Genomic DNA, 26,975 nt, shown 5'->3' with positions numbered 1-26,975 from the left:
GATCAGGTGCCGGCGCCCCGCTCCGCGCGCCTGAGCCGGCGTGCGGCCAGCTTGCGCCGCACGAGCTCCTCGAATTGCCGCGTCGCGACCTCCGGATCGCGCGCGGCCAGGCCCAGCATGTTGCGCACGAGCTGGATCGGCGTCAGCACGATGCCCCACGGCAGCCCCCACCAGCCGAGCGCGGCCGACGCGAGCAGCGCGACCGCCTGCTTCCTGCGACCGCAGCGGCGGCAGCACACGTGGCGCCGCGTGGCCCAGCGCGTGACGAACACCAGCGACACGACGCGATGCGATGCGTGGACATCGACCGGCCGCCCTTCGCGCAAGCATATCGGGCATGGCCCGTAGCGACAGTCGTCGACGTACTCCCGGACCTTCGCGTCGGGCACCCGTCCGGCCTCGACGACGACCGGATGCGCTTGCGCGCACACCGGGCCGCAATAGCGGTGGCCGCCGATCGACCGACCGCCGACCAGGAACGTCCTGCCGCAGTGACTGCACTCTGCCACGATAACCCTCGGATAAGCGTGATGCGCCGCGTCCCGGCCGCGCACGCATCAAGGCGCGGTCCGGACGGGTCATTGCATGTTTTAACGGCCGCATGCGCACGGTCTTGAGCGCATGCGCCACGGCGCATCAGCCGTGCAGCCCGTGCGCGGTCATCAGCCGGTACAGCGTCGCGCGCGAGATGCCCAGCTCCGCGGCAACGTCCGCATGCTGGTGCCGGTGGCGCAGCAGCGTTTCCTCGATCGCGTGCCGCTCGGCCTGCCGGCGCGCTTCCGCGAGCGTCGGCGGATGCTGCGACGTGTACGCGTGCAGTTCGAGATCGGCGGCCGAGATCAACGGCCCGTTCGTCATCACGACCGCGAAGCGGATCCGGTTGATCAGCTCGCGCACGTTGCCGGGCCACGGATAGCTGTGGATCGCCTCGATCGCGCACGGCGTGAAACCGCGAATCCGGTACGAGCCGTCGCCGTGATAGCGCCGCAGCACGTCGGCGGCGAGCAGCATGATGTCGCGGCCGCGCATGCGCAGCGGCGGCTCGTCGATGCGCAGCACGCACAGGCGGTAGTACAGGTCGGCGCGGAACCGTCCCGCCTGCATCGCAGCCTCGAGATCGACATGGGTCGCCGACACGATCCGCACGTCCACCGGAATCGACGCATGCCCGCCGAGCCGCTCGATCTTGCCTTCCTGCAGGAACCGCAACAGGCTCGCCTGGCTCTCGAACGGCATGTCGCCGATTTCGTCGAGAAACAGCGTGCCGCCGTGCGCAGCCTCGATGCGGCCGATCTTGCGCTGGTGCGCGCCCGTGAACGCACCGCGCTCGTGTCCGAACAGTTCGGCCTGCAGCAGGGTCGACGGGATCGCCGCGCAATTCACCGCGACGAACGGTGCGTCCGCGCGCGACGACTGCCGGTGGATCGCCGCCGCGGTCAGTTCCTTGCCGGTGCCGGATTCGCCGGCGATGAATACGGTCGCCTCCGTGCTCGCGACCTTGCGGATCGTCGCGAACAGCCGGCGCATCGCGTCGCACGCCCCGATCATCGCACTGCCGGGCGGCGCAGCCTCCGCGGCCGGGTCGCCGCCCTCGAGCTTCAGCATCCCGTATGCATGACCGACGAGATAGCCGATCGTCGTGTAGGCCGTTGCATTGCGCACGTAGTCGAAACAGCAATGACGGATCAGGCGCGCGATCGTGAGGTCGCGCAGCCGCTCGCCGTCGGCGAGCGCGACCCAGCCGACGCGCGAGTCGCGCAGCAGCGCCTCGAACGACGCGACGTCAGGCGACGCGAAACTGCCGAAGTCGACGATGCCCGCATGCGGGCGGTTCGCCTTCACGAGATTCAGTGCGTCCGCAACGGTTTTCGCGCGCCACACGTCCCAGCCGCGCAACGCGAGACAGTCGACGAGCGCGGCGTCGTGTTGCTGCGACAGGTAGACGAGCGGCCGCGACGGTGCGACGTAGTTGCGCCGGACGGCGACGAACGGCAGCGTACCGGCATCCCGTTCGACATCCTGCGGGCCTGACACGCTGAGCTGGCAGCAATAGTTCACGATGGCCTCGCCGCGTAGGGTTGTGTATCGGAGCGGCCGTTGCCGGTTCGCACGTGGCGGGGCCCCGTGGTCCCGCGGCGCGGCGCCGCCCCCGTCCTCGATTCGATGTTTCGTTATCGGCAGAACACGACACGCTGCGTGTAGATCTCCGGCTCGACGACCGGCGGCTTCGCCAATCCGTTGAGATCGTTTCGAAAGGCGCGGTAGGTCTTGCCGTTCACCGTCACGTCCGACGCGCGCGCCGTCTCGATCTTGTCGAGCCCGTTGCTCTGCCACTCGCTCACGCGGTCCGCCGCCGTCACGCTCGACTCGCCGGCGATCTTCTGCGTGATCGCGCTGCCGTCGCTCCATGGCTGGGACTGCATGTCCTCGGCGTGCTGCATCGCGCCGATCGTCTTGCCCGTCGGCGTCGGGCCGTTCTGCGCTTCGAACGGCGCGCCGCGGCCGTATGCCGGCGATTGCCACGACGGCGCGTGACCTTCCTCCGGCATCATGTAGATCATCTGCGGATCGCCGATCATCATCATCGGCGCGCATGCCGTGTTGTCAGGACGACCAAGCGTCGACAACGCCTGCTGGACGCTCGCGGCGTTCGCGAGGGTCTGCTCGCTCAGAATGACAAAGACCGCGGGATTCTGGAAAACCGACTGCGCAGCGGCTTGCACGCTGACCAGCAGCAAAGCGACCAAAAAGATCCTCATGATTGAGGCCTCCTTGCATCCTCGTCAGGCAAAAAGGGGTGTTGACCTCGGGGATGGGACCAACACCCGTCAAACCGGAAAGAACTGTCGTGCAGCGGGCCGAGCGGCTCCCGTGCGACCGGCGTTCCGGTCGCACGGAAGACAGACCCGCGTGCTTACGACGACGTGCTCGTCGAGATGACGGCCGGTGCCGGCGCAATCGGCGCAGCCGGTGCGGCCTGCTGGTCGACCGTGGCCGGCGGCAATGCCTGCGCCGGATCGGTCAACGCCGGCATGTCGGCGGACGGCGCCGGCGCAGCCGCGGATTCGACCGCGCCAGGCACCTTCGCGTCGGCTTCCGGTGCCGCGACGACGGCAGCGGCCGGCATCGGTTCGGCAACCTGCTCGCCGGCGGCCTGCACGGCGTTGTCGGTCGTGGCCGGCATCGGCTCCGGCGCCTTGTCGGCAACGGTCGGTGCGGGCTCCGGCGCCTGGTCGGCGACTGCCGGTGCAGGTTCCGGGGCCTTCGTGTCGACAGCCGGCGCGGCAGCCTGCGCTGCGTTGTCGGTCGCGGCCGGCATCGGCTCCGGTGCCTTGTCGGCGACGGGCTGCACGGGTTCGGGCGCCTTGTCCGCGACCACCGGTGCGGGCTCGGGGGCCTTGTCGGCAACAGCCGGTGCTGCGATGACGGCCGCAGCCGGGACGGCTGCCATCGCTGCCGCCGGCGCAATCGCAGCCGCGGGTGCCGCTGCAACCGCTGGGGCAGCCGCTACTGCGGGCGCGGCAACGGGTGCCGCGGCCGCAACAGCCGGTGCGGCAACGGCCGGAGCAACGGCGGGTGCTGCTGCCGGTGCGACCGCAGGTGCTGCTGCGGCAACGGCGGGCGCCGCAACTGCAGGAGCAGCGGCAACCGGCGCGACTGCCGGCACGGGCACGGGGACCGGCACCGGAACAGGGGCCGCCTGCACCGAGCTCGTCGCCACCGGGCGCACCTGCGCGGGTGCCGGCGCGGCGGAGCCGAGCGGCGGCAGGCCCATCCGGTCGCGCACGATCGGATCGCGATATTTCACGTCGTCGGCCACGGTCGCTTCGGCGCTCGGCGCCACGTTCGATCGCGCGAGCGGCGCGGTCGTGCCCGGGCACAGATGCCCGGTCGCTTCCACCGCGCGCCGGTTCGCATCGCTCTGGCAGAGCAGCGCGAGCGCCACGTCGGTCAGCCCCATCGCACGGAATTCACGCGCGTCGAGACGCCGTACGCAGGCCTGGTCGACCAGCGTCGTGCCGCCCGTCGCACCGAACCCCGGGAACGACACGCCGACGCTCACCGAGCCCATGCAGGTATCGGACAGCGTGGTCGTGAGGCCGGGCGCCTGGATCGCCGGGTTCGTCTTGATCGTCTGCGTACCCGAGTAGTTGACGTTTTCCGCCGACTGGGTGTTGTACGGGTTGGTGCCTGGCGCGCCGGACGACGCCAGCGAGTTCACGCTCTGCGGCGTCACGTTCGACCCGCCGCTCGTGCTGGACGGCATCGTCACGTTGACATTCACGTTCGAATTGCCGCTGCCGCGCACGCCGCTGGCGGTGGTGTTCGTGTTCATGCTCGATCCGCCGCCCTGGCTAGTCGCCGTCGACGACGTCGAGGACTGCGAACTCGAAGTCGAGTCGGCGGTCTGCGCCTGGGCACCGATCGCGGCCATCGCGAACATCGCCGCACATGCCACCTTGATCCTGTTGCTGTTCATTTCACTCTCCGGACGAGGTTAAACCTCCGACCCAGGCAACCGTACTAATTCCCCTGAATGACTTCAGTTTTTGCTGCTTCCCCGAACTGCTTCCAGCCGCTACCCAGCTGGGACCACGAGCCGGCCGACATGCCCTGCCACTGCTGGGTGTCCGGTCCGCCGATGGCACTGCCCGACGAAAGCGTTTGTTGTTCTGACGGTTTGGTTGTCTGGGTAGGGTCGTTTGACGTCTGCATATTCGATTGCACGTCGTCGGCAACACGGTCAGCGCCATATGCCGTCAGAGACGCGAGCATCAGAGCGGCGGCAATCAGGTTCTGCTTCATGCCAACTCCTTACGTGACAACAAGGCGGGAAAAGAGACCAGCGTCGCTGGGAAACTGGTCCCCCCACACCTGACTAATGACTGCTCCCGGTCGCACTTGAACTGGCCTGGCTTCCGCCCGATGCGGACGGCGAGCCGGCCGAACCGGTACTCCACACGGTCGACGAGTTGTAGTGATTCGAACCCGCGATCGCGCCCGATCCGCCACTGCCCGTCAGCCCAGCGGCACCCGCGTTGGCAATGCCGTTGTCGTTCGCGCCCGTGGCCGTGTAGTGGTTCGCGCCGAGTACGATCGTGGCGGTCACCCCTCCCGACAGTGCGTTTGCGTTCTCGTTCGTGCTGCCGTTTCCGCCGTACGAGCCTGCGGCACCGATACCGCCGCCTGCCGCGAACGCGCCCCCGTTCGTGCCCGAACCGCTGGCCGTCGAAGTCGAGTTGTGGAAGGCGGATGCCGTGCCGGCGGAACCAGCGGGTGTCACGGTACTTCCTGCGCTCGCGCCCGCCGTCGAAGTCGAATTGCTGGTATAGCTGCCGGAGCCGACCAGCACCGAACCGGAAACACCCGCTGCGACGGATTGCGTCTGGTTGGTCGTGGACGAACCGGCGGCCAATACGGCCGACGATAGGACGGTGAGCGCTGTCGCTAAAATGACTTTGGCTTTCATAGCAATTCCTTGCCGTGAGAAAGTTTGGCGGTGGCGGAGCCGGGCCTGCCCTCGCGAGGCGAAACCCAGCATCCGTACCGCCAGCCAATGACGAACGCTACGCGCCGTGACTTAGTGATGCGTCGTCCAGCCGATCGAGCCGGCGTTCGCGCCGCTCGAGCCGCCAGCTTGCGAGCCGCCGAAGCCGAAGCCGCCGACGCTCGACGTTTGGGTGTGGTTCGTGTACGAGATCGAACCGCTGCCCGGGCCACCGGCCACTGCGCCGGCTGCGCCGAGTGCCGAGCCGGAATCGGTCGCGGTGAAGTGGCCAAACCCGGCAACGCCTGCCATCGTTTGCCCACCGCTCGACGAGCTGCTGCTCGACACCGTGCCGCTACCAGCAAACGCTGCACCCGAAACCGCCAGGACTGCTGCTGCAATCAGAAGCTTCTTCATGGTCGACTCCATAACGGCGTGGACGGAATGAGTCAGGAAGATCGCACGCCATCAATCTTCCTGCCTTGAGCAATCCTCAAAATTAAGGATCACTATTTAATTAAAAGAATCCAGAAACCCTGCAATTCATTTCGTAATTTTGTTCAGCCGAATTCTAGTTTTATGTTTTTAAGTTGTCCAAAATTTATTTGTAGGTGTTTTCTATTAATTCTATGAACATTAAGTCCACCAAAAAACACCTCGACTTAATTAACCGGAACGATGAATACATCTTTCCGGAGCGCGGCATTCGATATCCAGCCGGACGGCATGCCGGCACGCGGCACCCGTTACCTCAATCAAAAAATGCGCGAATATATTTACCACCTCGAAACGCGGCACCGTTCAGAAATGCCCCGTGCGGCCGGGCAATAACGGGCCTGCATTGCAGCCAGGTGGCACGTCTTCTCCCTGAGCTGGCGACGAAAGGGTTTCCGGATAATCCGGCCCCCGGGCGTTCGATCTAATCCGGCCGGCGCCGGCACTGGTCCGGCGCGATCGCAACAGCCCTGCAGGGTCGAAGACGGATCGGCGTCACGCTGTCCGGCACGAACAGCGCAACCCATCCGGGTGAACTGAATGAAGGCGAGCGCCGCTGTCGCCCGATTGCCGCGAAGGACGACAACCGCTCGAGCCAGTGCAACACGCCGTGACCGGGAAGCCGGCACGGAGCAACCCGCGAAGCTGGCACTGCGTCGCGAGCAACACCCCGGTCTTTCCGACTACCCCAATGGTGCGTAAAGTACGCGCCGATCAAGCTACTGCTCATGGTCTTCATCGCCGTTTCCCCGACTGCTTATTGACGAGTTGGTCGCCCCCACTTCGTTGTTGCACCGTGTCGACCGCTCGCCGGTGCGCTCAATACCGCAAGCAGCGTGCCATGCGTTATTCCACCGCCCGCTGCACTCGACACAGGGCCGCCGCGCCTGCGTGGATCGCAAGGAACGACATTTTTTGTTTCAGGAATGTATCGCGGCAAAGGTTTGGCTCCCGCTGCAATCGTTGAGCGCCGCGAAGCAATACCGGGATTAGACGGACGAATCCGGCCCGCTGCCCCTTGCCGGATGGCCAGATGAACGGGTGTTTCAAACTTGAGAAACGCACCGCCGCCCAAGCCGGGCGCCAGCGCGCTTTCCGCGTACGAACCGCGCATCGCGGCGCGTGCGGCCTCCCTCCGGCACGAAAGCGAACGAGAATCGATTCACGCCGCATCCTGTTCCCTGGCCGGACGCAGCGGCCTGCGACGTGTCTGCGGCTCGCATTCGCCCCGAACGACTGAACGAATTTGATTCATTCGTGAAAATACCGACTCGATCACGCGACGTCGAGGTTGCCATTTCGGCCGTTACCGGCGTAATAATTAAAACAAATGAAAACAGGCGATTCCGGCCAAATCCGTTACGCCCGATTTTCATTTTCACCCAGCCTTCCTTTCACCCCCGATTCCGTCCGACAGCGATACGTCGACGCAACGTTTTCAAGCGCTCACCCATTCGATTCTCATTGCTGAAACACGCAGGTCGCCACCCGATTTTTCGTTAACAATTTCGCAAAAGCCTGATTTATCACGGGTTTCGTCGTATCGAATCATATCGATCCCGTCACCGTTCAGGCCATTTCCCTGTCCCCACGATACACGCGTGAAACACAAGCGCGCCGGTTGAACGGCCGTCGCACGTCCGCCCCCGCGCACAGCGGGACTGCGTCGCCCATGGCATGCCGATTGCCTGATATCCGGCTCCAATCGAGCGGCACGCCACGGCATACAGAACACGGGCGGCGGCCCGCTCGTCAATCAGCGTGTCGGGGAAAGGCGATGAAGATCACCAGCGATCGATCGGCGCTTGCGTCGTTCAAGCATCAACGGGGTAGTCAGCGAAACCGGAGTGCCTGTCGCGGCGCTTCGTCGACCTCAGCACATGCAGACCGTCGCTTGCCCAAGCGCTGCCCGTTCGACGGGATGGAGCGTGTGCGCGCCGCCGTCGAGCAGATGGACGTGTGGTTCCTCGATGCGCTCGACGAAGGAGACGGCCATGAATGACCGGGTCGCGATCGAAACGCGCGCCGGTCAGCGCGTGCTGGTGACGGGCGGCGCCGGCTTTCTCGGCAGCTACGTGTGCGAGCGCCTCGTCATGGAAGGCGCATCCGTCACGTGCGTCGACAGCCTGCTGACGGGACGCAAGCTCAACATCGCCGACCTGAAGACGTCCGGCCGGTTCGAGTTCGTGAAGGGCGACGTGACGCTCGGCCTGCCGCAGCTGCAGGTGGACGAAATCTGGAATCTCGCGTGCGCGGCCTCGCCGCCCACCTACCAGACCGATCCCGTCCACACGATGATGACGAACGTGCTCGGCATGAACCACTGTCTCGCGCTGGCGCGCAAGACCGGTGCGCGCGTGTTCCAGGCATCGACCAGCGAGATCTACGGCGACCCGGGCGTGCATCCGCAGATGGAAACCTATCGCGGCAACGTGAACACGATCGGCCCGCGCGCGTGCTATGACGAAGGCAAGCGTGCCGCCGAGGCGCTGTGCTACGACTACTACCGCACGCACGGCATCGACGTGCGCGTCGCGCGCATCTTCAATACCTACGGGCCGCGCATGTCACCGCGCGACGGCCGCGTCGTGTCGAACTTCATCGTCGCCGCGCTCAACGGCGCGGCGATCGAGATCTACGGCGACGGTCGGCAAACGCGTTCGTTCTGCTTCGTCAGCGACCTGATCGACGGCTTCTTCAGCCTGATGGGCGCAGCGCGCAACGTCGGCACGCCGGTCAACATCGGCAATCCCGGCGAATTCACGATGATCGAGCTGGCGGAGCACGTGCTCGCGATGACGGGCTCGACCTCGGAGATCGTGTTCCGGCCGCTGCCGATCGACGATCCGCACCAGCGCAGGCCCGACATCTCGGTCGCCGCGACCGAGCTCGACTGGCGGCCGGTCATCGCGCTCGACGAAGGCCTGCGCCGGACCGTCGACTATTTCATCCGCGAACTGTGGCTCGAACCGGTGCTGCGCAGGACCGGAGCAGTCGCATGAAAGTGCTCGTGACAGGTGGAGCGGGCTACATCGGCAGCCATACGTGCAAGGCGCTCGCGGAAGCGGGACATGAGCCGGTCGCCTACGACAATCTCTCGACCGGCCATCGCGACGCAGTCCGGTGGGGACCGCTCGTCGCGGCCGACATTCTCGACCGCAACGCGCTGTCGAAGGCGCTCGCCGTGTATCGGCCCGACGTCGTGATCCATTTCGCCGCGCTCGCCTATGTCGGCGAATCGGTGCTCGCGCCCGACCGCTACTACACGGTCAACGTGACGGGCACTTGCACGCTGCTGAGCGCGATGCACGCGGCGGGCGTCGGCAGGATCGTGATGTCGTCGTCGTGCGCGACGTACGGCATTCCCGACGCGTTGCCGATCTCGGAGCGCACGCCGCAGCGGCCGATCAATCCCTATGGCTTCACGAAATACGCGATGGAGCGGATGGCCGCCGATTTCGAGCGCGCGTACGGGCTGAAATGGGTCGCACTGCGCTATTTCAACGCGGCGGGCGCGGATCCCGACGGCGTGATCGGCGAATGCCACGAGCCTGAAACGCACGCACTTCCGCTCGCGATCCGCGCGGCGCTCGGCACGGGCGCCCCCTTCCGGGTCATGGGTACCGACTACCCGACGCCCGACGGCTCGGCGATTCGCGACTACGTGCACGTGAGCGACCTCGCCGACGCGCACCTGAAGGCAACCGACCATCTGTGCGGCGACGGCCGCAGCATCGCGCTGAACCTCGGCACGGGCAAAGGGACTTCGGTGCTCGAAGCCCTGCGCGCCGTCGAAACCGTGACGGGCCGCCGCGTGCCGACGGTGATGGCCGCGCGCCGTGCAGGCGACCCGCCCGCACTGTACGCCGACGCAACGCTGGCCGCGCACGTGCTCGGCTGGCGGCCGCGTTTCACCGCGATCGAGCCGATGGTCGAACACGCCGCGGCGTGGTGCCGGAAAGAGCGGCAACTCGAACCCAGCAGGTAACGACACGAGCGTCATCGACAACCACCCAGGGGAACCACCATGAATGTGCGGATCGCCATCGTCGGCACCGGCTACGTCGGACTGGTCAGCGGCGCGTGCTTTGCGGATCTCGGGCACGACGTCGTCTGCATCGACAACAATCGCGGCAAGATCGACGCGCTGAACGAAGGCCGCATGCCGATCTACGAACCGGGCCTCGACGCCGTCGTCGCACGCAACGTCGAACGCGGCACGCTGCGCTTCAGCAGCGACCTGGCGGCAAGCGTGCGCGATCGCGACGCGGTGTTCATCGCGGTCGGCACGCCGACGCTGCCGGGCACCGATCACGCCGACCTGCGGTACGTCGAGGCGGCCGCCAGGGAAATCGCGTCGAACCTGACCGGCTTCACGGTGGTCGTCACCAAGTCGACGGTGCCGGTCGGCACCAACCGCGTCGTCGGGAGAATCGTCGAGTGCTGCGCGCCGGACGGCGTCGACGCGGCGATCGCATCGAATCCCGAATTCCTGCGCGAAGGGTCGGCGATCGACGATTTCATGCACCCGGATCGCGTCGTGTTCGGCGCCGAGCATCCGCGCGCGATCGAGATCATGAAGGCGATCTATGCGCCGCTGGAAGCAGCCGGCCATCTCGTGCTCGCGACCGAGATCGAGACGGCCGAGCTCGTGAAATACGCGGCGAATGCGTTCCTCGCGGTGAAGATCAGCTACATCAACGAAATCTCCGACCTGTGCGAAGCGGTCGGTGCCGATGTCGAGCTGGTCGCGAACGGGATGGGCCTCGACCGCCGCATCGGCGCGTCGTTCCTGAAGGCCGGCCCCGGCTGGGGCGGCTCGTGCTTCCCGAAGGACACGCGCGCGCTGAAGGCGACGGCCTCCAGGCATGCGGTACCGATGCGCATCGTCAGCGCGGCGATCGAATCGAACGCGCTGCGCAAGGAGCAGATCCTCCACCGCATCGAGAACGCGTGCGGCGGCTCGATCAAGGGCAAGCGCATCGCGGTGCTCGGCCTCACGTTCAAGGGCCAGACGGACGACGTGCGCGAGAGCCCGAGCATCGACGTGATCCAGTTGCTCGTCGGCGCGGGCGCGCATATCCGCGCATACGACCCGGCGCGCCCGAACGAAGCGTCGCGGCTGCTGCCGCAGGTGTTCATGGAGGGCTCCGCGGTCGATGCGGTGCGCAGCGCGGACGCCGTCGTCGTGATGACCGAATGGAAAGCGTTCGAGACGCTCGATCTCGCCGACCTCGCGGATCACATGGCCGATCCCGTGATGCTCGACATGCGCAACCTGTACAGCGAACGGCTGGCCGTCGACAGCGGTTTTCGCCGCTACGAACGCGTGGGCCGCTCGTGCGGCGAACGCGCGCCGGCCGACCCGGCAACGGAGCAACCGCAAGCCAGCGAGGACACCCGGCTGCATCGCAGCCTGCTTCAGCACTGATGGTCCGACCGTAACGGGAGAACACCATGAAGAAGCTGGTTGCGTCGCTTGCCGGCGGCCCTGCGCCGGGCGCCACCGACACGACGGATGCCGAATCGGGTCGCGTCGACTCGCAGCAGACGGACATCCCGCTCGTCGTCCCGCTGATGGACAACGAAACCCGGATCGTGTTCCAGATCCTCGCGCTGTGCTGGTTCGTCGCGCTGGGCATCTTCTGGCGCTGGTGGCTGCGCGACGAGCACTACGTCGATGCATTCCGTTTCGGCGTCAACTGTTTCGTGCTGTTCTGGACCACCTTCATCCCCGGCTATTTCATCTTCATCATCCGCACGGCGGTCGTGCCGAACCCCGCGCTGCCCGTACCGCTCGACTGGCGCGTCGCGATGGTCGTCACCAAGGCGCCGTCCGAGCCGTTCGACATCGTCCGCACGACGCTGCTCGCGATGCTCGACCAGACCTACCCGCACGACACATGGCTCGCCGACGAGGATCCGTCGCCCGAGACGCTCGACTGGTGCCGCGAGCACGGCGTATTCGTGTCGACGCGACGCGGCATCGCCGCGTACCACCGTACGAGCTGGCCGCGCCGGACCAGGTGCAAGGAAGGCAACCTCGCGTACTTCTACGACATGTACGGCTACGACAACTACGATTTCGTGTCGCAGCTCGACGCCGACCACGTGCCGACGCGCACTTATCTCGAGGAGATGCTGCGGCCGTTCGTCGATCCGGAAGTCGGCTACGTGTCGGCGCCGAGCATTTGCGACAGCAACGCGGCCGCAAGCTGGAGCGCGCGCGGCCGCGTGAACGTCGAAGGGCCGCTGCACGGCACGATGCAGGCCGGTTACGCGGGCGGCCTCGCGCCGCTGTGCATCGGCTCGCACTATGCGGTGCGCTGCCGCGCGCTGCGCGAGATCGGCGGGCTCGGGCCCGAGCTCGCCGAGGATCACTCGACCACGATGATCTTCAACTCGAAAGGCTGGCGCGGCATGCACGCGCTGAACGCGATCGCGAACGGCGAAGGGCCGCGCACGTTCGGCGATCTCGCCACGCAGGAATTCCAGTGGTCGAAGAGCGTGATGATCATCATGCTGCGCTACACGCGCCGCTATTTCATGGGCCTGCCGCTGAAGCTGAAGGCGCAGTTCCTGTTCTGCCAGCTGTGGTATCCGCTATGTGCGCTCGCGATGGCCGGCAGCGTCGTGATTCCGGTCGTCGCGTTGCTGACCGGCCGCGTATGGGCGCACGTCGACTACCTGACCTACCTCACCTACGCGCTGCCGCTCACCGTGCTGATCCTGTGCGTCGTGACGTGGGCCACGCATACGACGCAGTCGTGCCGGCCGTTGAATACGAAGCTGCTGTCGTGGGAAGGGCTCGCGTTCGTGTTCGCGCGCTGGCCGTGGGTCGTGCTCGGCTGCCTGTCGGCGCTGCTGGACTGCATCCGCGGCAAGGAATTTCCGTTCAAGGTCACGCCGAAAAGCGGCACGATCGAACAGGAAGCGCCGCTGCGCGTCGTCGCGCCCTACCTGCTGATCTCGCTGTTCTGCAGCCTGCCGGTCGTCGCGGTCGAAAACCCGCGCAACGCCGCCGGCTTCTATCTGTTCTCGACGCTGACGAGCATCCTGTATCTCGTGATCGCGGCCGTCGTCGCGGTGAATCACGGCAGGGAGCAAGGGCTCGCCGCGTCGACGTTCAGGCAGATGTTCGTCAGCCGCCTGCCCGTGCGCAACGCGCTGTTCGTCTTCGCGCTCGCGATGCTGCTGACGGGTATCGGGCTGCGCGCGCCGAAAGGCTGGCAGGCGATGATGTGGCGCTCGGGCCTGCCGGCCGTGGCGATGGCGGCCCCCGTGCCGGGCGAACCGGTGAAGCAGCCCGAACTCGGCGCCTACGATCCCGACAAGACGCTCGCGGCCGATCCCGATCTCGCCTTCGATCATGTGTTCGTCTCGTGGAACGCGCCCGACCTCGGCGCGGAAATCAGCGATGCGTACCGGACCGCGCTGACCCGGAACCGTTCGCTGATGCTGACCATCGAGCCGTGGGCGGCCGGCGACACGCGGCAAGACACGCTGCTGGCGGATATCGCGCACGGGCGCTACGACGTGAGGATCGCCGCGACCTGCTCGGCGCTCGCGGCATTGAAAGGGCCCGTGTTCGTGCGGTGGGGCCATGAGATGGAGGCGGACACCGGGCGCTATCCGTGGGCCGTCGGCGACGCATCGGCCTATGTCGACGCGTACCGGCGCGTCGTGACCACCTGCCGCACGATGACCGACCAGATCCGCTTCGTGTGGTCGCCGGCCGGCAACCGGAATCTCGACGACTACTTTCCGGGCCGCGGCTATGTGGACGACGTCGGCCTGTCGATATTCGACTGCCCGCGCTGCGCGATCTGGCCGCCCGGCGGCCACTTCTCGGCCGCGAGCATCCTGCGAACCAAGTATGACCGCGTGACCGACTATGGATTGCCGGTGATGGTCACGGAGCTCGGCGTCGACGGCTCGAATTCGCGCAAGCGCGAGGAGCTCGACGAATTCCAGCGCTCGCTGTGGCGCTATCCGCTGCTGAAGGCCGTGGTCTATTTCAACGCGGTCGATACGCCCGGCGCATGGCCCGCGCACTATGTGCCGGACTGGCGGATCGCGCCGGCGTTCCTGCAGACGACGGTCGTCGCGAAATGAGCCGCGCCCGGCCGCCCGTCAGCCGAGCAGTTCCTTCTTGCGCAGGTGCACGACGTCGCGCATCGGCGGCGCGCCGAACAGCCGGCTGTATTCGCGGCTGAACTGCGACGCGCTTTCGTAGCCGACGACGGCCGCCACCGACCCGACGTCGCCGCCCTGCCGCAGCAACAGCCGCCGCGCCTCGTGCAGCCGCAGCTGCTTCTGGTACTGCAGCGGGCTCAGCGTCGTCACGTGCTTGAAATGATGGTGCAGCGACGACACGCTCATGTTGACCGCCTGCGCGAGCGACTCGACGCGCATCGGCTCCGCGAAGTGATCGCGGATCCATTCGATCGCGCGCGCGATCCGGTGCGTCTGGCTGCCCGCGATCGCCATGTGCCGCAGCCGCGTGCCCTGCCCGCTCGTCATCAGCCGGTACAGCAGTTCCTTTTCGATCAGCGGCGCAACGACCGGAATGTCGGCCGGCGTATCGAGCAGCCGCAGCAACCGCAGCGCGGCGTCGAGCAGAGGCGGCGTCAGCTCGGCAAGCGCGATCCCTTCGCCCTCCGGGCCCGCTTCAGGCTCGGGCAACCGCATCTCGGCCGCCAGCTCGACGATGCGCTGCGGATCGAGCGTCAGCGACAGGCACAGGTAAGGCGCCTCGGGCGACGCGCGCGTCACGCGCGACAGGATCGGCAAGTCGATCGATGTAATCAGGCAATTGTGCGTGTCGTATTCGTAAGCCTGGCCGGCCACGATCACGCGCTTCGCACCCTGTGCGGCGATCACGAGCGCGGCGCGCGACACACCGCAGCCGAGATCGACCGGGCGCGTGTGCCGATGCAGCATCAGGCCCGCCACGGCCGTCGAATGCGAGCCGTCCGCGGGCGCGAAACGGCCGATCAGCGACGCCAGCTCGCGCCGCCCGGATTCGCGCGACGCGACGATATCGGTCATGTCCATGACGCATCCTCGATTGATTTCCTCGTGTCGCGGGAGCATAGCGAAACGGCCCGCCGCGTGCCGGGGATTTGCAGGATTGTTCAATAAATTTGCAGGATTGGGTAGACGCAAATTCGGACGGCTCGCGCACACTGCCCGCTAACCTGGCGCATGCCGGGTTTTCCCCACGGAGACAATCAAAATGCCTACCTCGTTTGTCCTGAACGGCAAGAACGTCACGCTCGACGCCGATCCGTCGATGCCCGTCCTCTGGGCGATTCGCGAACACGCGGGACTGACCGGCACGAAGTTCGGCTGCGGCATGGCGCAGTGCGGCGCGTGCACGGTGCATCTCGAAGGCCAGGCCGTCCGCTCGTGCGTGCTCCCGCTCGCCGGCATCGCGGGCAAGCACATCACGACGATCGAAGGCCTGCAGAGCAAGCCCGCGCAGGCCGTGCAGGCCGCGTGGGTCAAGCTGCAGGTGCCGCAGTGCGGCTATTGCCAGTCCGGCCAGATCATGTCGGCCACCGCACTGCTCGAACAGAACCCGAAGCCGACCGACGCTGACATCGACGCCGCGATGAACGGCAACCTGTGCCGCTGTGCGACCTACGCCCGCATCCGGGCCGCGATCCACGACGCGGCCACGACGCTGGGAGCCTGACCATGACGATCGAACTCGACAACACCGGTTCGGTGCGTCCTTCGCGCCGCACGTTCCTGAAAGCCGCGGGGGCAGCTGCCGCCGTCAGCCTGACCATCGGCTTCGAATGGGCCGGCCTCGGCCGCCGCGCGCTCGCCGCGACCGCGCCCGCCGGCGATTTCGCGCCGAACGCGTTCCTGCGCATCACGCCCGACGGCACCGTCACGGTCATCGCGAAGCACGTCGAACTCGGCCAGGGCGCGTATACGGGCATCGCGACGATCGTCGCCGAGGAGCTCGACGCGAACTGGTCGAACGTGCGCGTCGAAAGCGCGCCGGCCGATGCGAAGCGCTACGCGAACCTCGCGTTCGGCACGATGCAGGGCACGGGCGGCAGCTCGGCGATGGCGAACTCATGGCAGCAGCTGCGCGAAGCGGGCGGCAAGGCGCGCGCGATGCTGGTGTCGGCCGCCGCGGCCCGCTGGAAGGTGCCGGACGGCGAGCTGACGACCGCCAACGGCGTCGTCACGCACGCGAAGAGCGGCAAGACGGCTGCGTACGGCACGCTCGTCGCCGATGCGTCGAAGCTGCCCGTGCCGGACAAGGTCACGCTGAAGCAGCCGGCCGATTTCAGGCTGATCGGGCACCGGATTCCGCGCGTCGACGCGTCGGCAAAATCGAACGGCACCGCGCACTTCACGCTCGATACCACGTTCCCCGGCATCCGCGTCGCGCTGCTGCAGCGCCCGCCGCGCTTCGGTGCGACGGTGAAGTCGTTCGATGCGACGGCCGCGAAGGCCGTGCCGGGCGTCGTGTCGGTCGTGCAGGTGTCGCACGGCGTCGCAGTCGTCGCGAACGGCTTCTGGGCCGCGAAGCAGGGCCGCGACGCGCTGAAGGTCGAATGGGACGAAACCGACGCCGAAAAGCGCGGCTCGGACGAGATCATGCGCGAATACCGGCAGCTCGCCGACAAGCCGGGCACGTCGGCGCGCAAGGACGGCGACGCCGATGCGGCGATCGCGGGCGCGACGCGCAAGATCAGCGCGACGTACGAATTCCCGTATCTCGCGCACGCGCCGATGGAGCCGCTGGACGCGGTCGTCAAGCTGACGGCGGACAGCTGCGAGATCTGGGCCGGCGACCAGTTCCAGACGGTCGACCAGGCCAACGCGGCCAGGACGGCAGGCCTGAAGCCCGAGCAGGTGCAGATCCACACGCTGTACGCGGGCGGCAGCTTCGGCCGGCGCGCGAACGCGTGGTCGGATTACGTGGTCGAGGCCGTGTCGATCGCGAAGGCGCTCGGCGCGGACGGCAAGCCCGTCAAGCTGCAATGGACGCGCGAGGACGACATTCAGGGCGGCTTCTACCGGCCGATGTACTTCCACAAGCTCGACGCGGGGCTGACCGCGGACGGACGGCTGGTCGGCTGGCGCCACCGGATCGTCGGCCAGTCGATCCTCGCCGGCACGCCGTTCGAGGCGTTCATGGTCAAGAACGGTGTCGACGCGACGTCGGTCGAGGGCGCGGCGAACCTGCCGTACGCGGTGCCGAACGTGTCGGTCGAACTCACCACCACCAAGGTCGGCCTGCCCGTGCTGTGGTGGCGCGTGGTCGGCAGCTCGCACACCGCCTACGCGGTCGAGGCGTTCATCGACGAAGCCGCGCACGCGGCCGGCAAGGATCCGTACGCGTTCCGCCGCGACCTGCTCGCGAAGGAGCCGCGCATGCGCGCGGTGCTGGAGCTGGCCGCGCAGAAAGCCGGCTGGGATCCGGCCAAGCCGCTGCCGAAGGGCCGCGGGCGCGGGATCGCGGTCGCCGAGGCGTTCAAGAGCTACGTCGCGCAGGTGGCCGAGGTGTCGGTCGACGCGGACGGCAAGGTGAAGGTCGAGCGCGTGGTGTGCGCGGTCGACTGCGGGATCGCGATCAATCCCGACATCGTCGCCGCGCAGATGGAGGGCGGCATCGGCTTCGGGCTCGGCGCGGTGATGCACAGCGCGATCACGCTGAAGGACGGACACGTCGAGCAGCGCAACTTCGACGGCTACCACGTGCTGCGGATGGCCGAGATGCCGAAGGTCGAAGTGCATATCGTGCCGTCGGCTGAAGCGCCGACCGGCGTCGGCGAACCGGGCGTCGCACCGGTCGGGCCGGCCGTCGCGAACGCGATCTTCGCGGCGACGGGCAAGCGGCATTACGTGCTGCCGTTCGATTCGGCGGATAGCGCGAAGGCTTGACGGGCCGGAACGCCGGTCGCGGGATGAAAACGTCTCGCGACCGGCCCCGAAACCCGCCGCTCCCCGCACGTTACGTCAGACGTAACGCCCGTAACGTCGTCCCGCGATGCTACGTAACAATCCTTCAATATTGCTCCGACCCCTTCACGCCCTCCGCCCACTCTTCGTTAAAAATTCTTTTAAATTCAAGGCCGCAACGCCGTCCGGGCCGGTTCCGGCGGCCATCGCCGCCTGGCACCCCTCCCCCTGGCCCGGAAGTTGCAACACAGGACCCGCAAACACTCCTTTATGGACATGCGAGGGCCACCATGGATTGCAAATACCTGTACATCGACAACATAAAAATCAACTTCGTGCGCCGCACGATCGAAATCGATAACAAGATCGTTGACGTTACGCCGCGCGAATTCGACGTCGTCGAATTCCTGCTCGACAACATGAACAAGATCGTGCCGCGGCACGCAATCCAGGAAGCGGTGTGGGGCCGTGAGCTCGGCGTGTCGTCGCGCACGCTCGACACCCATATCTCGCGGATCCGTTCGAAGCTGCAGCTCGAACACGACAAGAACCTCCGCATCATCCCGATCTACGCGGTCGGCTATCGCCTGGTGTTGTTCGGTGCGGCCATGACGCACGTCGAGCGCCACGATGCGGCGCCGGTCCTGCGCGCGGCGCCGCAACCCTCGATGGCCGCCGACTACGCGTAACGCTTCACCCGCGCGCCACCCGTTCGCGGCGCGCCCGCAACGCTCCCCCCACCGCGCTGCACGAATTCGCAGCGCCTCGCGGCCCGCCGCCCGGGCGCGGCCTGCACGCCGCCCGGCCCGCCAGCCAGTCGCGACCCGACCGCCGCCTCCGGGCGGCGGTTGCTTTTGAGCACCCGCCGTCGAGCCATTCACCGCAATCGCGTTTCGTAGCTCGCCCCCCAGGCCGCCGCCGTAAAATATGCGCGACCACGCATTCCGCCGCAGTGTGCGGTGCGCTCCGCCTCTACAATCGACGCAACCGCCGGACGCCACCGGCTCGACACCAACGGAATGACCATGAGCATGCGAGGTTCGCGAACCGTCGCCGTCTGCGTGGCCGCGCTCATCGCGCTTGCCGGTGCTGCCCCGCGCGTCGCGCACGCGGCGGACGACCATGCGCTTCACGTCGCGTCCGTCGCGCCGGGCAATGCGAATGAAGATGCCACGCCCGAAACACCGCCCGCGCGTCAGCGACGCATGGACGCCGTGGCAACGACGCCACCCGAGCGCGCGCACCGCACCGCGGCACCGGTGACCTCCGCCGATCGGCCTTCGTGCCATGCGCGCGCCGTGACGACGATGTGCCGCGGCTTGCACTCGAACGACGCGAAGCGGCATTGCATGCGCTGCCTGGATCAGTAACGACGCGCGGCGTCACGCCGCGCGCTGCGCCTCCAGCCACGCCTGGAACATCAGCACCGTCCACAGCTGGTGCTGCCAGTTCATCCGGCCCGTCTGGTGCTGCCGCCACAGCCGCTCGACCGCCGTTGCATCGAAGAAGCCTTCCTCGCGCAAACGCGACGGCCGCAGCAGCGCCTCGGCCCAGTCGCGCAGCGCGCCGCGCAGCCAGTGGTCGATCGGCGCGCAGAAGCCCTGCTTCGGCCGATCGATCAGCGCGGACGGCACGTACCGGTCGAGCAGCCGGCGCAGCAGCGCCTTCGGCTGCCCTTCCGGCAAGCGCAGCGCCGCCGGCACGCGCCACGCGAATTCGACGACGTGATGATCGAGGAACGGCATGCGCGTCTCGAGGCTCACGGCCATCGCCGCGCGATCGACCTTCGCGAGAATGTCGGTCGGCAGGTACGTGAGCGTGTCGATCGCCATCGCCTGCTCGGCGAAGCTCAGGTGCGCGGGCCACGCGGCAACCGTGTCGAGCGGCGTCGGCGGCTCCTGCCCCGACAGCGCGATGCGCTCCGGATGATGCACCGACGACATCAGCAGCCGGTACAGCCCGATGCGGCTCTCGGCCGTCATCACGTGGCCCAGCTTGTGCAGCCGGTCGCCGATGCGCGTCGCCGATTCGCGCGCCTCCACGCTGCCCCACGCACCCTGCGCGACGGCCGCGAGCTGGTCCGCGTGATCGGGCCGCAACGCATGCAGCGCGGCGGCAATTCGTGCGCGCACGGCGGCCGGTACGCGATGCAGCTTGCGCCACAGGCGCGGCGTCAGGAAGTAGCGCGTATAGCCGCCGAACAGCTCGTCGCCGCCGTCGCCGGACAGGCTCACCTTCACGTGCCGGCGCGTCAGCTCCGATACGAGGAAGGTCGGGATCTGCGACGCATCGGAAAACGGCTCGTCGTAGATCGACGGCAGCTTCGGCACGACGCCGAGCGCATGGTCGGCCGTGACGTAGAGCTCGGTATGGCGCGTGCCGAGATGGCGCGCGACGGCCTTCGCGTAACCGGCCTCGTCGTAGCCGGCTTCGTGGAAGCCGATCGTGAACGTGTCGACCGGCGTCGACGATTGCGCCTGCATCAGCGCGACGATCGCCGACGAATCGACGCCGCCCGACAGGAATGCGCCGAGCGGCACGTCGGCTTCCATCTGCCGTGCGACGGCCACGCGCAGGACGGCGTCGAGCTGGCCGACGGCCTCGTCGGCGCTGCCCTCGAACGGCTGCGCGCGGCCCTCCTCGATCGCCTGTTCGAGCGTCCAGTACGCCCGCACGCGCGGCGTGTCGCGCGCATGTTCGAACTGGATGTACGTGCCGGGCGGCAGTTTGTGAATGCCGCGATAGATCGTGTATGGCGCGGGCACGCTCGACTGGCGCAGGTACAGGCACAGCGCGTCGCGGTCGATCGCACCGTCGAAGCCCGGATAACCGCGCAGCGCCTTCAGCTCGGACGCGAACACGAGCGCGTCGCCGATCCTGCCGTAGTAGAGCGGCTTCTCGCCGATCCGGTCGCGCGCGAGCGTCAGCACCCGCGACGCACGGTTCCACAGCGCGATCGAGAACATGCCGGTCGCGCGGCGCAACGTTGCCTCGACACCCCATGCGACGATCGCCGCGATCAGCACCTCGCTGTCGGAGTGGCCGCGCCACGCCGGAGCACGCCCCGCGCGCTCGAGCTCCGCGCGCAGTTCGCGATGGTTGTAGATTTCGCCATTGAAGACCATGACGTAGCGGCCGCACGCGGATGCCATCGGCTGTCGGCCGTGTACCGACAGGTCGACGATCGCCAGCCGCCGGTGGCCGAGCGCGATGCCGGCTTCCGGGTCGACCCAGATCCCCTGCCCGTCCGGCCCGCGATGCGCGAGGCTCGTCGTCATTCGCGCGAGCGTGCCGCGCGCAGTCTCCTCATCGAAAGCGACACTGTTCAAGAAGCCGTCGATTCCGCACATTTGATTTGTCCGCCCCTGTTTGACCTGGTCCGTCACGCAGGGCGCAACCTCGCGGCCCGCCGTCCGGCGTGACGGTCGAGCCATCTTACGAAGAAATAAATCAGCAATAATTCATGGGTGAATGTCGCGAGTGCTCCAAAAAAGCGGCGTAAAGCATCGCGGCGCGCGGCCGCAACGACGCGTCGCACCGGCCATGAACCGGCCGGTACGACGGTCATCGGGCGCATCGTGAAATCGGGGGCGCGAACCGCGTCAGGAAGGCAACCGCCGCGCGGCCAGATAGGCGAGTTGCGCGCGGTTCTGCACGTTGAAGAGTTTTTCGAGCGAGCGGATGTGGTGGCCGACCTTGTGCAGCGACGTGCGCAGCGCGCTGGCGATCTCCTGGTCCGACAGCCCGTGCACGAGCCGCTCGAGCACCTGCTGCTGCTCGTCGCCGAGCGCGAAGCCGCGCATGCGTGCGATGCGCGCCTCGAGGAACGGCAGCGCAACGCGATGCACGGCGAGGCTGACCGACAGCGCACCGCCGATCACGCGATCGTCGATCCACTCGGTGCCGTGCGTCTCCGACGTCACGTTCACCGCGACACGCAGATCGAGACGCGGCGCCGACAGGCTGAAGATCACGCCGCTGTTCATCGCATGCGCGCGCAGATGGCCGGCGAGCGCCAGCACCTTGCGGTCGCCGCTGCCCTGCGCGGCCGCCTCGATCTCGTCGAGCCGCCATGCGACCGGAAAGCCGCTCTGCCGCACCTGCGCGAAGCGCGGGTCGCTCTCGTAGAGCATCCCCTCGATGAACGGCTGCATGAATGTCGCCGGCGCGAGGTCGCGCAGCAGATGCGCGCACAGAATGCGCCGCCCGATCATTTCGTAGGCGCCGTAACCGAGCGTGCTGAATCCGATTTGACGCAATCGCGCATGGCATTGCGCGAAATCGATCGGCGCAAGGTCGGTTTTACCGGGTCCGATTTGAATACCGGTAAAAACGTCGCGCTCGATTGCCTGATATTCGTTCGAATAAGCGGCAGCGGCCGCTATATCGGCTTGTGAGAACCACTCGACGCGTGGTGCGCCGTCAGCATATGTCATGAGGAGCCCGCCCTTTCCCAATATGTGAAACTGCGCCCCGTCACGATTTGGTCTTTTCTTTATGATTTTCTGGTCGTCGATATATGCGTGCGTATATGAGCCTTTCGCCGCAATTAGTATTACGGCATATTACGCGGACACGGGCATTTTTGTACAATGCCCCCGCGTTTCGTCAGGGATGACGATCGGCGCATATCAAAACGATGCGCGATCGCACCGCCGCGAATGCCGTTCACGATACGGCCGCCGCCAGGCGATGCGCGTCGATTCCGAGGGATGGCTCATGTCCGATATTGCATTGCATGAAGAAGCGGTCGCCCCAACCACCTTGTCCCGCCGCGGGTCGGGCACATGCGCGGATGCGCTGCGCGAGCGCGCCGTGCAGGTCGTCTGGTGCGACGACGTGAAGCGCGGCGACGTCGCGCAGCCGCACGCGCCGAAGCTCGGCGTCGCCGATACGCTCGCGCACGCGCAGAGCACGGCCGAGCGCAACCGGATCGTGACGAGCCTGCTGCATCTGACGGGCTTCTCGACGTTCGCGTACTTCGCGCTCGAATTCGCGCGCGAGCGGGTCGAGAGCCTCTACCTGCACGAGGCGTTCACGCCGGCCACCTATCGCGGCGACTACGTGCGGCACAACCATCATGACGTCGATCCGCGCACGCTCGGCGCGCGCGTGTGCAACATGCCGATCGTGTGGGACCTGCAGCAGTTGCGCCGCGATCACCGCGAGCGTGACGACCGCCCCAACGTGATCCCGGCCGCGCTCGACGGCTTCCTGCAGACGATGCAGGACGATGGGATGTGCAGCGGCATCATGTATTCGATGGCCGTGCCCGGCACGCGGCTGCACGCGTTCATGAGCTTCACCGCGCCGCGCCGCACGCGCGAATGGATCACGCCGGCGACGATCGAGCAGGCGCTGTCGATCGGGCTGTCGGTGCACAAGTTCGCGTCGCCACAACTGATCTCGACATCGCGCGAGCGCGCGGTGAACGGCCTCACGCCGTTCGAGCAGGAACTGCTGCTCGGCATCGCCGAAGGCGCATCCGACAAGGAGATCGGCCGGCGCCTCGACACCAGCGCGCACAACGTCGACTATCACCTGCGCAAGCTGCGCAAGCGCTTCGGCGTCGCGAACCGGATCCAGCTCACGTACATGACGTCGAAGCTCGAACTGATCTGACGGCCGCGCAGCGCCGCTTCATGAAGTCAAACGCGTAAACGCCCATGCCGGCCTCGCGGGCCGGCATGGGCGGGTTGCGGCGCGGTGCCGGGTCCGGCGCCGCTTCCTGTCAGACGACGTCCTGCGTTACTTCAGCAGCGTCATCTGGACGACCTTCACGATCACGAGACCGACCGCGATCACGAGATAGCCGCGCAGCACGGTCATCCACACGCGCGTCGTCAGCGTCATCTTCTGCGGCTCGAGCGTGTCGAGCGGCGGCATGCGCCACGTGTCGCGCTTCGAACGGTCGACACCCGGCTCGACGACACGCTTGTTGCGGCGGATCAGCACCGTCGCGAGATAGCCGACGATCGCGAACACGCTACCGCCGACCAGCACGTCGACGATCGCTTCGCCGCTGATGTCCGGATACATCACCGATGCGGTCAGGATGATCGACAGCATCACGAGCACCCAGATCACCGCGCCCGTAAAGATGTTGAGCTTCGTCGAGTTGATCCACGGGCCGAGCACCTGCCTGTCGTTGCAGAGCAGCAGCAGGAACACGGTCGCGCTCGGCAGCAGCACGCCCGCGAGCGTCTGCACGGCTTCCGTCAGCAGGCCCAGCGGGCTGCCCGGGATCAGCACCAGCGCGGCAGCAGCCGCGACGATGCCGAAGTAGACGAGATAGAAGCCCTTCGCGTCGGACACGTTACGGTGCAGCGAGTGGCGGATCTTGAACACGTCGCCGATCGCATAGGCGGTCGACAGCGACACGGCCGCCGCGCCGATGATGCACGCGTCGAGCAGCGCCACCGCGAACAGCGTCGCGCTCGTGCGGCCCGCATACTTCTCCAGACCGGCGATGACGCCGCCTGCATCGGTGAAGTTGCCGAATTCCGGATGACCCGCGAACAACTGGGCGGAGAACGCGATCATCGCCACCGCACCGACCAGCACGAAGGCGATCCCGATCCACAGGTCGGCCTTCTCGTACTTCATGAAGCGCGGCGTGATGCGCTTGTCGATCACGTAGCTCTGCTGGAAGAACAGCTGCCAGGGCGCCACCGTCGTGCCGACGATGCCGATCACGAGCAGCATCACGTCGGACAGCTTCGCGTGCGCGGGCCAGTTCGGCACGAAGAAATCGCGCGTCATCTGTGCGACGGGCGGGTGGATCGACACGAGCACCGGCACGAGCAGCAGGCTCAGCAGGCACAGCCCGATCGCGAACCGCTCGAATCGCCTGAAATCGCCGGTACTCACCGCGGCCATCGTCAGCGCGGCAGCCACGCACACTCCGGCCACCTTCGGCAGCCCGAAGAAATCCAGCACGAACGTGATGCCGATGAACTCGGTGACGATGGTCAGCGCATTGAGCAGGAACAGGTCGATCACGCTGAACGCGCCCCAGAACTTGCCGAAGCGTTCGAAGATCAGGCGTGCGTGGCCGACACCCGTGACCGCGCCGAGGCGCAGCACCATTTCCTGGTTCACGTACAGCACCGGCACGAGCAGCAGCAGCGTCCACAGCAGCGTCGTGCCGTAGTTCTGGCCGGCTTGCGTATAGGTACCGAATGCACCGGCGTCGTTGTCGCCGACCATCACGATGAGGCCGGGGCCGATGATCGCGAGCAGCGTGCGCAGACGCGCCCACCACGTGCCGCGTGCACCGGTGTCGTGACGTGCGATCGTGCCGAGCGCACCGCGGATGTCGCCCAGGTGGGCTTCGTCGAGCACGGCGCTGCGTTCGACGGCGATCGGTGGAGAAACGTTGGATGGCGTGGACATGATTTGTTCCGTACGGCTAAGGGTTATCTGATGAGCGTGTGACCTTGGAATGCGCGCGGGGCGGCCGCTCGAAGGCGGCCGCGCGTGCGCATGCCGAGGCGCGCTCGGCGCTTCGTTTCAGTGGATCAACGATTTCAGCTGCTTCAGCAGGCGGGAGAACACCCGCGGACGGGCGTCGAGCGTCAGCATCGCGTCGTAGTGGTTACGCGATTCCGTGACGTGCGGAAGGTTCGACAGCAGAAGGCCGAAGTTCATGGTCTGGCTCCGTGCGGCGACGGCAGGCGTGCCGGCCGCGTGTTGGGCGCGGGGCCAGTCCGGGGCCTGAACGACGTGTCAGGCTAGTCGGCCGGATTGTCCCTGCGACCCGGGTTCAAAAGGGTCGGTGCGTGCAACGGGCATAAGGGACAACTGTCACTGTCGTTCATGGCGGCTCCTGTGCGGTGTTCCGGAGAACACGGTTGACCGCCGTCAGGCCCGGGGGCCGACACTCGCGAGCCGTGAAAAAGGCGTGCGCGAACGCGGCCGCCAGCCAGGCGGCGGTGAAACCGGACAACGCATGCGAAAACGCATCACGCTAACCGGCGCGAATCAGGGTGCACGTAGGAATTTGCTGCGGAATACTGCTGCGCGCACCGTTTGCCTGGGAGACAAACGGCGGCTTCGATGAGGCGCGGACGTTGGTCGCTCAGGCGGAAATTTCGTTCGAAGATCGACTACTGCAGGCGTCCAAGGCGGCGGCCCCAAGAGTGAAGATGGCGGATTCTATGGACCGCCCGAAAGTGAAGTCAACCCCTCCGAACCACGTTTCTCGAAATAAATTTCCCGCCTTCCGCCATTGAAAGATTTGCCCTTGAAATGACGTGCGCGAACCTTTCAGCGCGTCACGATGCAGTCACGCGCCGATGTGTCGGAGCAACGACGCGGCACCCCGTCGGCCGCCCTTCATCCTCATTCCGTGTCGCAGCTGCGCCGCAGCCGCCCGTTTCGACGCGCCCGCCACACAGATCGTTTTTTATGCGTTTTTTACTTGCACCGCAGCAAAAGTCCCGACTACAATCCGCCGCAATTCATCAAGGGAGTCCCTCCGTGGACACATGCTCTAGTTGTAGTTCGATGCCGGTCCAGGCCGGCCAAGCCATCGCGAGATAGCAGCCAGACGCATGTCTTACGCCGCTAGCTCGCATTCGTCGGGTTAGCGCGCTTCCTTCCAGGCCGGCCTTCGCCGCCTCGTCAGTCGCACGCTCCATTACGTTCCACCCTCCGATCGCAGGCCGCATCGTGCGCCCGCGCTCGAACACGTCGTCCGGCCCGCGCCGGACCGGACGGAGGCAGCGTCATGTTTCTTCAATCGTTCGCGGTCAGACTCAAGCGCATCGTGCACGTCGCGTGCGACCGCTCGTTCGTTTCCGGCCTCTCGCCGCTCGCCCACGCATTCAGCAACTGGCGCGGCACGGCGCTCGACCACGTGCCGACGGCGCCCCGCCCGCTCGACTGCGTGCTCGTCGCCGCGATGGCGGCCGCCATCGCGCTCGCCGCGCTGCTGTGCTCGGCTGCGTCGCGCCTCGGCTTCGCCCAGGTGTGGCGCGTCGGCGGCTGGCTGCCGTAATCCCCCCGCCGCGCGGCGGCGCCACTCGCCTGGGCCGCCGCGCGATCGTCTCGCCGCGTT

Annotated in this window: 24 protein-coding genes; 11 read left to right on the top strand and 13 right to left on the bottom strand. The window is 66.8% G+C overall.

Annotated features, from left to right (window positions below; genetic code table 11):
* Positions 1-2 precede the first annotated feature (2 nt).
* The 4 genes from AC5LXK_RS21105 to AC5LXK_RS21090 all read right to left on the bottom strand — a co-directional run bounded on the left by AC5LXK_RS21105 (position 3) and on the right by AC5LXK_RS21090 (position 4,267).
* Entirely contained in the window at positions 3-509 is a 507-nt protein-coding gene (locus AC5LXK_RS21105; protein WP_493393395.1) for a hypothetical protein, read from the bottom strand.
* Positions 510-636: 127 nt separating this feature from the next.
* On the bottom strand, positions 637-2,058 hold the full coding sequence (locus AC5LXK_RS21100) for a sigma-54 dependent transcriptional regulator (protein ID WP_493393394.1): 1,422 nt from the start codon (positions 2,056-2,058) through the stop codon (positions 637-639).
* 113 nt (positions 2,059-2,171) lie between these two features.
* On the bottom strand, positions 2,172-2,759 hold the full coding sequence (locus AC5LXK_RS21095) for a hypothetical protein (RefSeq protein ID WP_493393393.1): 588 nt from the start codon (positions 2,757-2,759) through the stop codon (positions 2,172-2,174).
* 155 nt (positions 2,760-2,914) lie between these two features.
* Positions 2,915-4,267: a chemotaxis protein CheA gene (locus AC5LXK_RS21090; RefSeq protein ID WP_493394028.1), complete on the bottom strand. Its 1,353-nt coding sequence runs from the start codon at positions 4,265-4,267 to the stop codon at positions 2,915-2,917.
* Between AC5LXK_RS21090 and AC5LXK_RS21085 the strand changes: the two genes are divergently transcribed.
* The gene (locus tag AC5LXK_RS21085) at positions 4,254-4,502 is read left to right on the top strand and encodes a hypothetical protein (protein WP_493393392.1); all 249 of its coding nucleotides are present in this window, start codon (positions 4,254-4,256) and stop codon (positions 4,500-4,502) included. The two genes, AC5LXK_RS21090 and AC5LXK_RS21085, sit on opposite strands and share 14 nt — an antisense overlap.
* A gap of 22 nt (positions 4,503-4,524) precedes the next feature.
* Here the strand turns inward: AC5LXK_RS21085 and AC5LXK_RS21080 are convergent, their stop codons facing one another.
* From AC5LXK_RS21080 to AC5LXK_RS21070, 3 genes are all read right to left on the bottom strand, one after another.
* On the bottom strand, positions 4,525-4,806 hold the full coding sequence (locus AC5LXK_RS21080; RefSeq protein WP_493393391.1) for a hypothetical protein: 282 nt from the start codon (positions 4,804-4,806) through the stop codon (positions 4,525-4,527).
* A 73-nt stretch (positions 4,807-4,879) separates the two neighbouring features.
* A complete protein-coding gene (locus AC5LXK_RS21075; protein WP_493393390.1) occupies positions 4,880-5,470 on the bottom strand; it encodes a hypothetical protein in 591 nt (196 codons plus the stop codon).
* A 111-nt stretch (positions 5,471-5,581) separates the two neighbouring features.
* Entirely contained in the window at positions 5,582-5,905 is a 324-nt protein-coding gene (locus AC5LXK_RS21070) for a hypothetical protein (protein WP_493393389.1), read from the bottom strand.
* Positions 5,906-7,977: 2,072 nt separating this feature from the next.
* On the opposite strand from AC5LXK_RS21070, the gene AC5LXK_RS21065 reads away from it, so the two are divergent.
* The 4 genes from AC5LXK_RS21065 to AC5LXK_RS21050 are packed head-to-tail and all read left to right on the top strand — an operon-like array spanning position 7,978 to position 14,098.
* Positions 7,978-8,985, top strand: coding sequence for a UDP-glucuronic acid decarboxylase family protein (locus AC5LXK_RS21065; protein ID WP_493393388.1), 1,008 nt, complete (start codon positions 7,978-7,980; stop codon positions 8,983-8,985).
* Positions 8,982-9,971: a UDP-glucose 4-epimerase GalE gene (galE, locus tag AC5LXK_RS21060; RefSeq protein ID WP_493393387.1), complete on the top strand. Its 990-nt coding sequence runs from the start codon at positions 8,982-8,984 to the stop codon at positions 9,969-9,971. Before AC5LXK_RS21065 ends, galE begins: the two co-directional genes overlap by 4 nt.
* Positions 9,972-10,010: 39 nt before the next feature.
* Complete coding sequence (locus AC5LXK_RS21055; protein ID WP_493393386.1) at positions 10,011-11,414, top strand: UDP-glucose dehydrogenase family protein; 1,404 nt, start codon at positions 10,011-10,013, stop codon at positions 11,412-11,414.
* A gap of 26 nt (positions 11,415-11,440) precedes the next feature.
* Entirely contained in the window at positions 11,441-14,098 is a 2,658-nt protein-coding gene (locus tag AC5LXK_RS21050; protein ID WP_493393385.1) for a glycosyltransferase, read from the top strand.
* Positions 14,099-14,116: 18 nt separating this feature from the next.
* On the opposite strand, the gene AC5LXK_RS21045 is transcribed toward AC5LXK_RS21050, so the two are convergent.
* Entirely contained in the window at positions 14,117-15,040 is a 924-nt protein-coding gene (locus AC5LXK_RS21045) for an AraC family transcriptional regulator (protein ID WP_493393384.1), read from the bottom strand.
* Positions 15,041-15,221: 181 nt separating this feature from the next.
* On the opposite strand from AC5LXK_RS21045, the gene AC5LXK_RS21040 reads away from it, so the two are divergent.
* The 4 genes from AC5LXK_RS21040 to AC5LXK_RS21025 all read left to right on the top strand — a co-directional run bounded on the left by AC5LXK_RS21040 (position 15,222) and on the right by AC5LXK_RS21025 (position 19,284).
* On the top strand, positions 15,222-15,683 hold the full coding sequence (locus AC5LXK_RS21040; protein WP_048245609.1) for a (2Fe-2S)-binding protein: 462 nt from the start codon (positions 15,222-15,224) through the stop codon (positions 15,681-15,683).
* Between the two features lie 2 nt (positions 15,684-15,685).
* Positions 15,686-17,896, top strand: a complete 2,211-nt coding sequence (locus tag AC5LXK_RS21035; protein ID WP_493393383.1) for a xanthine dehydrogenase family protein molybdopterin-binding subunit — start codon at positions 15,686-15,688, stop codon at positions 17,894-17,896.
* A gap of 308 nt (positions 17,897-18,204) precedes the next feature.
* Positions 18,205-18,603, top strand: coding sequence for a winged helix-turn-helix domain-containing protein (locus tag AC5LXK_RS21030; protein WP_493393382.1), 399 nt, complete (start codon positions 18,205-18,207; stop codon positions 18,601-18,603).
* 330 nt (positions 18,604-18,933) lie between these two features.
* Positions 18,934-19,284 carry a hypothetical protein gene (locus AC5LXK_RS21025; protein WP_493393381.1) on the top strand — a complete coding sequence of 117 codons (351 nt, stop codon included), beginning with the start codon at positions 18,934-18,936 and terminating at the stop codon, positions 19,282-19,284.
* 12 nt (positions 19,285-19,296) lie between these two features.
* On the opposite strand, the gene asnB is transcribed toward AC5LXK_RS21025, so the two are convergent.
* Genes asnB through AC5LXK_RS21010 form a run of 3 tightly spaced genes read right to left on the bottom strand, consistent with a single transcriptional unit; the run spans position 19,297 to position 22,350 of the window.
* Positions 19,297-21,264 carry an asparagine synthase (glutamine-hydrolyzing) gene (gene asnB, locus AC5LXK_RS21020; protein ID WP_493393380.1) on the bottom strand — a complete coding sequence of 656 codons (1,968 nt, stop codon included), beginning with the start codon at positions 21,262-21,264 and terminating at the stop codon, positions 19,297-19,299.
* A gap of 32 nt (positions 21,265-21,296) precedes the next feature.
* A complete protein-coding gene (locus AC5LXK_RS21015) occupies positions 21,297-21,482 on the bottom strand; it encodes a hypothetical protein (protein ID WP_493393379.1) in 186 nt (61 codons plus the stop codon).
* 34 nt (positions 21,483-21,516) lie between these two features.
* Positions 21,517-22,350 carry a helix-turn-helix transcriptional regulator gene (locus tag AC5LXK_RS21010; RefSeq protein ID WP_493393378.1) on the bottom strand — a complete coding sequence of 278 codons (834 nt, stop codon included), beginning with the start codon at positions 22,348-22,350 and terminating at the stop codon, positions 21,517-21,519.
* 283 nt (positions 22,351-22,633) lie between these two features.
* Between AC5LXK_RS21010 and AC5LXK_RS21005 the strand changes: the two genes are divergently transcribed.
* Positions 22,634-23,536 carry a helix-turn-helix transcriptional regulator gene (locus AC5LXK_RS21005; RefSeq protein ID WP_493393377.1) on the top strand — a complete coding sequence of 301 codons (903 nt, stop codon included), beginning with the start codon at positions 22,634-22,636 and terminating at the stop codon, positions 23,534-23,536.
* 126 nt (positions 23,537-23,662) lie between these two features.
* Here the strand turns inward: AC5LXK_RS21005 and AC5LXK_RS21000 are convergent, their stop codons facing one another.
* Positions 23,663-25,309 (bottom strand): NRAMP family divalent metal transporter, encoded by a 1,647-nt coding sequence (locus AC5LXK_RS21000; protein WP_493393376.1) that lies wholly within the window; start codon positions 25,307-25,309, stop codon positions 23,663-23,665.
* A gap of 117 nt (positions 25,310-25,426) precedes the next feature.
* On the bottom strand, positions 25,427-25,564 hold the full coding sequence (locus AC5LXK_RS20995; protein ID WP_493393375.1) for a hypothetical protein: 138 nt from the start codon (positions 25,562-25,564) through the stop codon (positions 25,427-25,429).
* 1,081 nt (positions 25,565-26,645) lie between these two features.
* Here AC5LXK_RS20995 and AC5LXK_RS20990 point away from each other — a divergent pair.
* Positions 26,646-26,915, top strand: coding sequence for a hypothetical protein (locus AC5LXK_RS20990; RefSeq protein ID WP_493393374.1), 270 nt, complete (start codon positions 26,646-26,648; stop codon positions 26,913-26,915).
* Positions 26,916-26,975: the final 60 nt, after the last annotated feature.

This window comes from Burkholderia pulmonis, from assembly GCF_984667975.1.
The sequence above is the reverse complement of the archived record's forward strand: the minus strand, read 5'-3'. Positions and strand labels throughout refer to the sequence as shown.

Excerpts from the sequence above, each read along its gene's own strand:
- AC5LXK_RS21095 (WP_493393393.1), bottom strand. The coding sequence starts at position 2,759 with ATGAGGATCTTTTTGGTCGCTTTGCTGCTGGTCAGCGTGCAAGCCGCT.
- AC5LXK_RS21090 (WP_493394028.1), bottom strand. The coding sequence starts at position 4,267 with ATGCCGTCCAGCACGAGCGGCGGGTCGAACGTGACGCCGCAGAGCGTG.
- AC5LXK_RS21080 (WP_493393391.1), bottom strand. The coding sequence starts at position 4,806 with ATGAAGCAGAACCTGATTGCCGCCGCTCTGATGCTCGCGTCTCTGACG.
- AC5LXK_RS21075 (WP_493393390.1), bottom strand. The coding sequence starts at position 5,470 with ATGAAAGCCAAAGTCATTTTAGCGACAGCGCTCACCGTCCTATCGTCG.
- AC5LXK_RS21070 (WP_493393389.1), bottom strand. The coding sequence starts at position 5,905 with ATGAAGAAGCTTCTGATTGCAGCAGCAGTCCTGGCGGTTTCGGGTGCA.
- AC5LXK_RS21065 (WP_493393388.1), top strand. The coding sequence starts at position 7,978 with ATGAATGACCGGGTCGCGATCGAAACGCGCGCCGGTCAGCGCGTGCTG.
- galE (WP_493393387.1), top strand. The coding sequence starts at position 8,982 with ATGAAAGTGCTCGTGACAGGTGGAGCGGGCTACATCGGCAGCCATACG.
- AC5LXK_RS21055 (WP_493393386.1), top strand. The coding sequence starts at position 10,011 with ATGAATGTGCGGATCGCCATCGTCGGCACCGGCTACGTCGGACTGGTC.
- AC5LXK_RS21050 (WP_493393385.1), top strand. The coding sequence starts at position 11,441 with ATGAAGAAGCTGGTTGCGTCGCTTGCCGGCGGCCCTGCGCCGGGCGCC.
- AC5LXK_RS21045 (WP_493393384.1), bottom strand. The coding sequence starts at position 15,040 with ATGGACATGACCGATATCGTCGCGTCGCGCGAATCCGGGCGGCGCGAG.
- AC5LXK_RS21040 (WP_048245609.1), top strand. The coding sequence starts at position 15,222 with ATGCCTACCTCGTTTGTCCTGAACGGCAAGAACGTCACGCTCGACGCC.
- AC5LXK_RS21035 (WP_493393383.1), top strand. The coding sequence starts at position 15,686 with ATGACGATCGAACTCGACAACACCGGTTCGGTGCGTCCTTCGCGCCGC.
- AC5LXK_RS21030 (WP_493393382.1), top strand. The coding sequence starts at position 18,205 with ATGGATTGCAAATACCTGTACATCGACAACATAAAAATCAACTTCGTG.
- AC5LXK_RS21025 (WP_493393381.1), top strand. The coding sequence starts at position 18,934 with ATGACCATGAGCATGCGAGGTTCGCGAACCGTCGCCGTCTGCGTGGCC.
- asnB (WP_493393380.1), bottom strand. The coding sequence starts at position 21,264 with ATGTGCGGAATCGACGGCTTCTTGAACAGTGTCGCTTTCGATGAGGAG.
- AC5LXK_RS21015 (WP_493393379.1), bottom strand. The coding sequence starts at position 21,482 with ATGACCGTCGTACCGGCCGGTTCATGGCCGGTGCGACGCGTCGTTGCG.
- AC5LXK_RS21010 (WP_493393378.1), bottom strand. The coding sequence starts at position 22,350 with ATGACATATGCTGACGGCGCACCACGCGTCGAGTGGTTCTCACAAGCC.
- AC5LXK_RS21005 (WP_493393377.1), top strand. The coding sequence starts at position 22,634 with ATGTCCGATATTGCATTGCATGAAGAAGCGGTCGCCCCAACCACCTTG.
- AC5LXK_RS21000 (WP_493393376.1), bottom strand. The coding sequence starts at position 25,309 with ATGTCCACGCCATCCAACGTTTCTCCACCGATCGCCGTCGAACGCAGC.
- AC5LXK_RS20995 (WP_493393375.1), bottom strand. The coding sequence starts at position 25,564 with ATGAACTTCGGCCTTCTGCTGTCGAACCTTCCGCACGTCACGGAATCG.
- AC5LXK_RS20990 (WP_493393374.1), top strand. The coding sequence starts at position 26,646 with ATGTTTCTTCAATCGTTCGCGGTCAGACTCAAGCGCATCGTGCACGTC.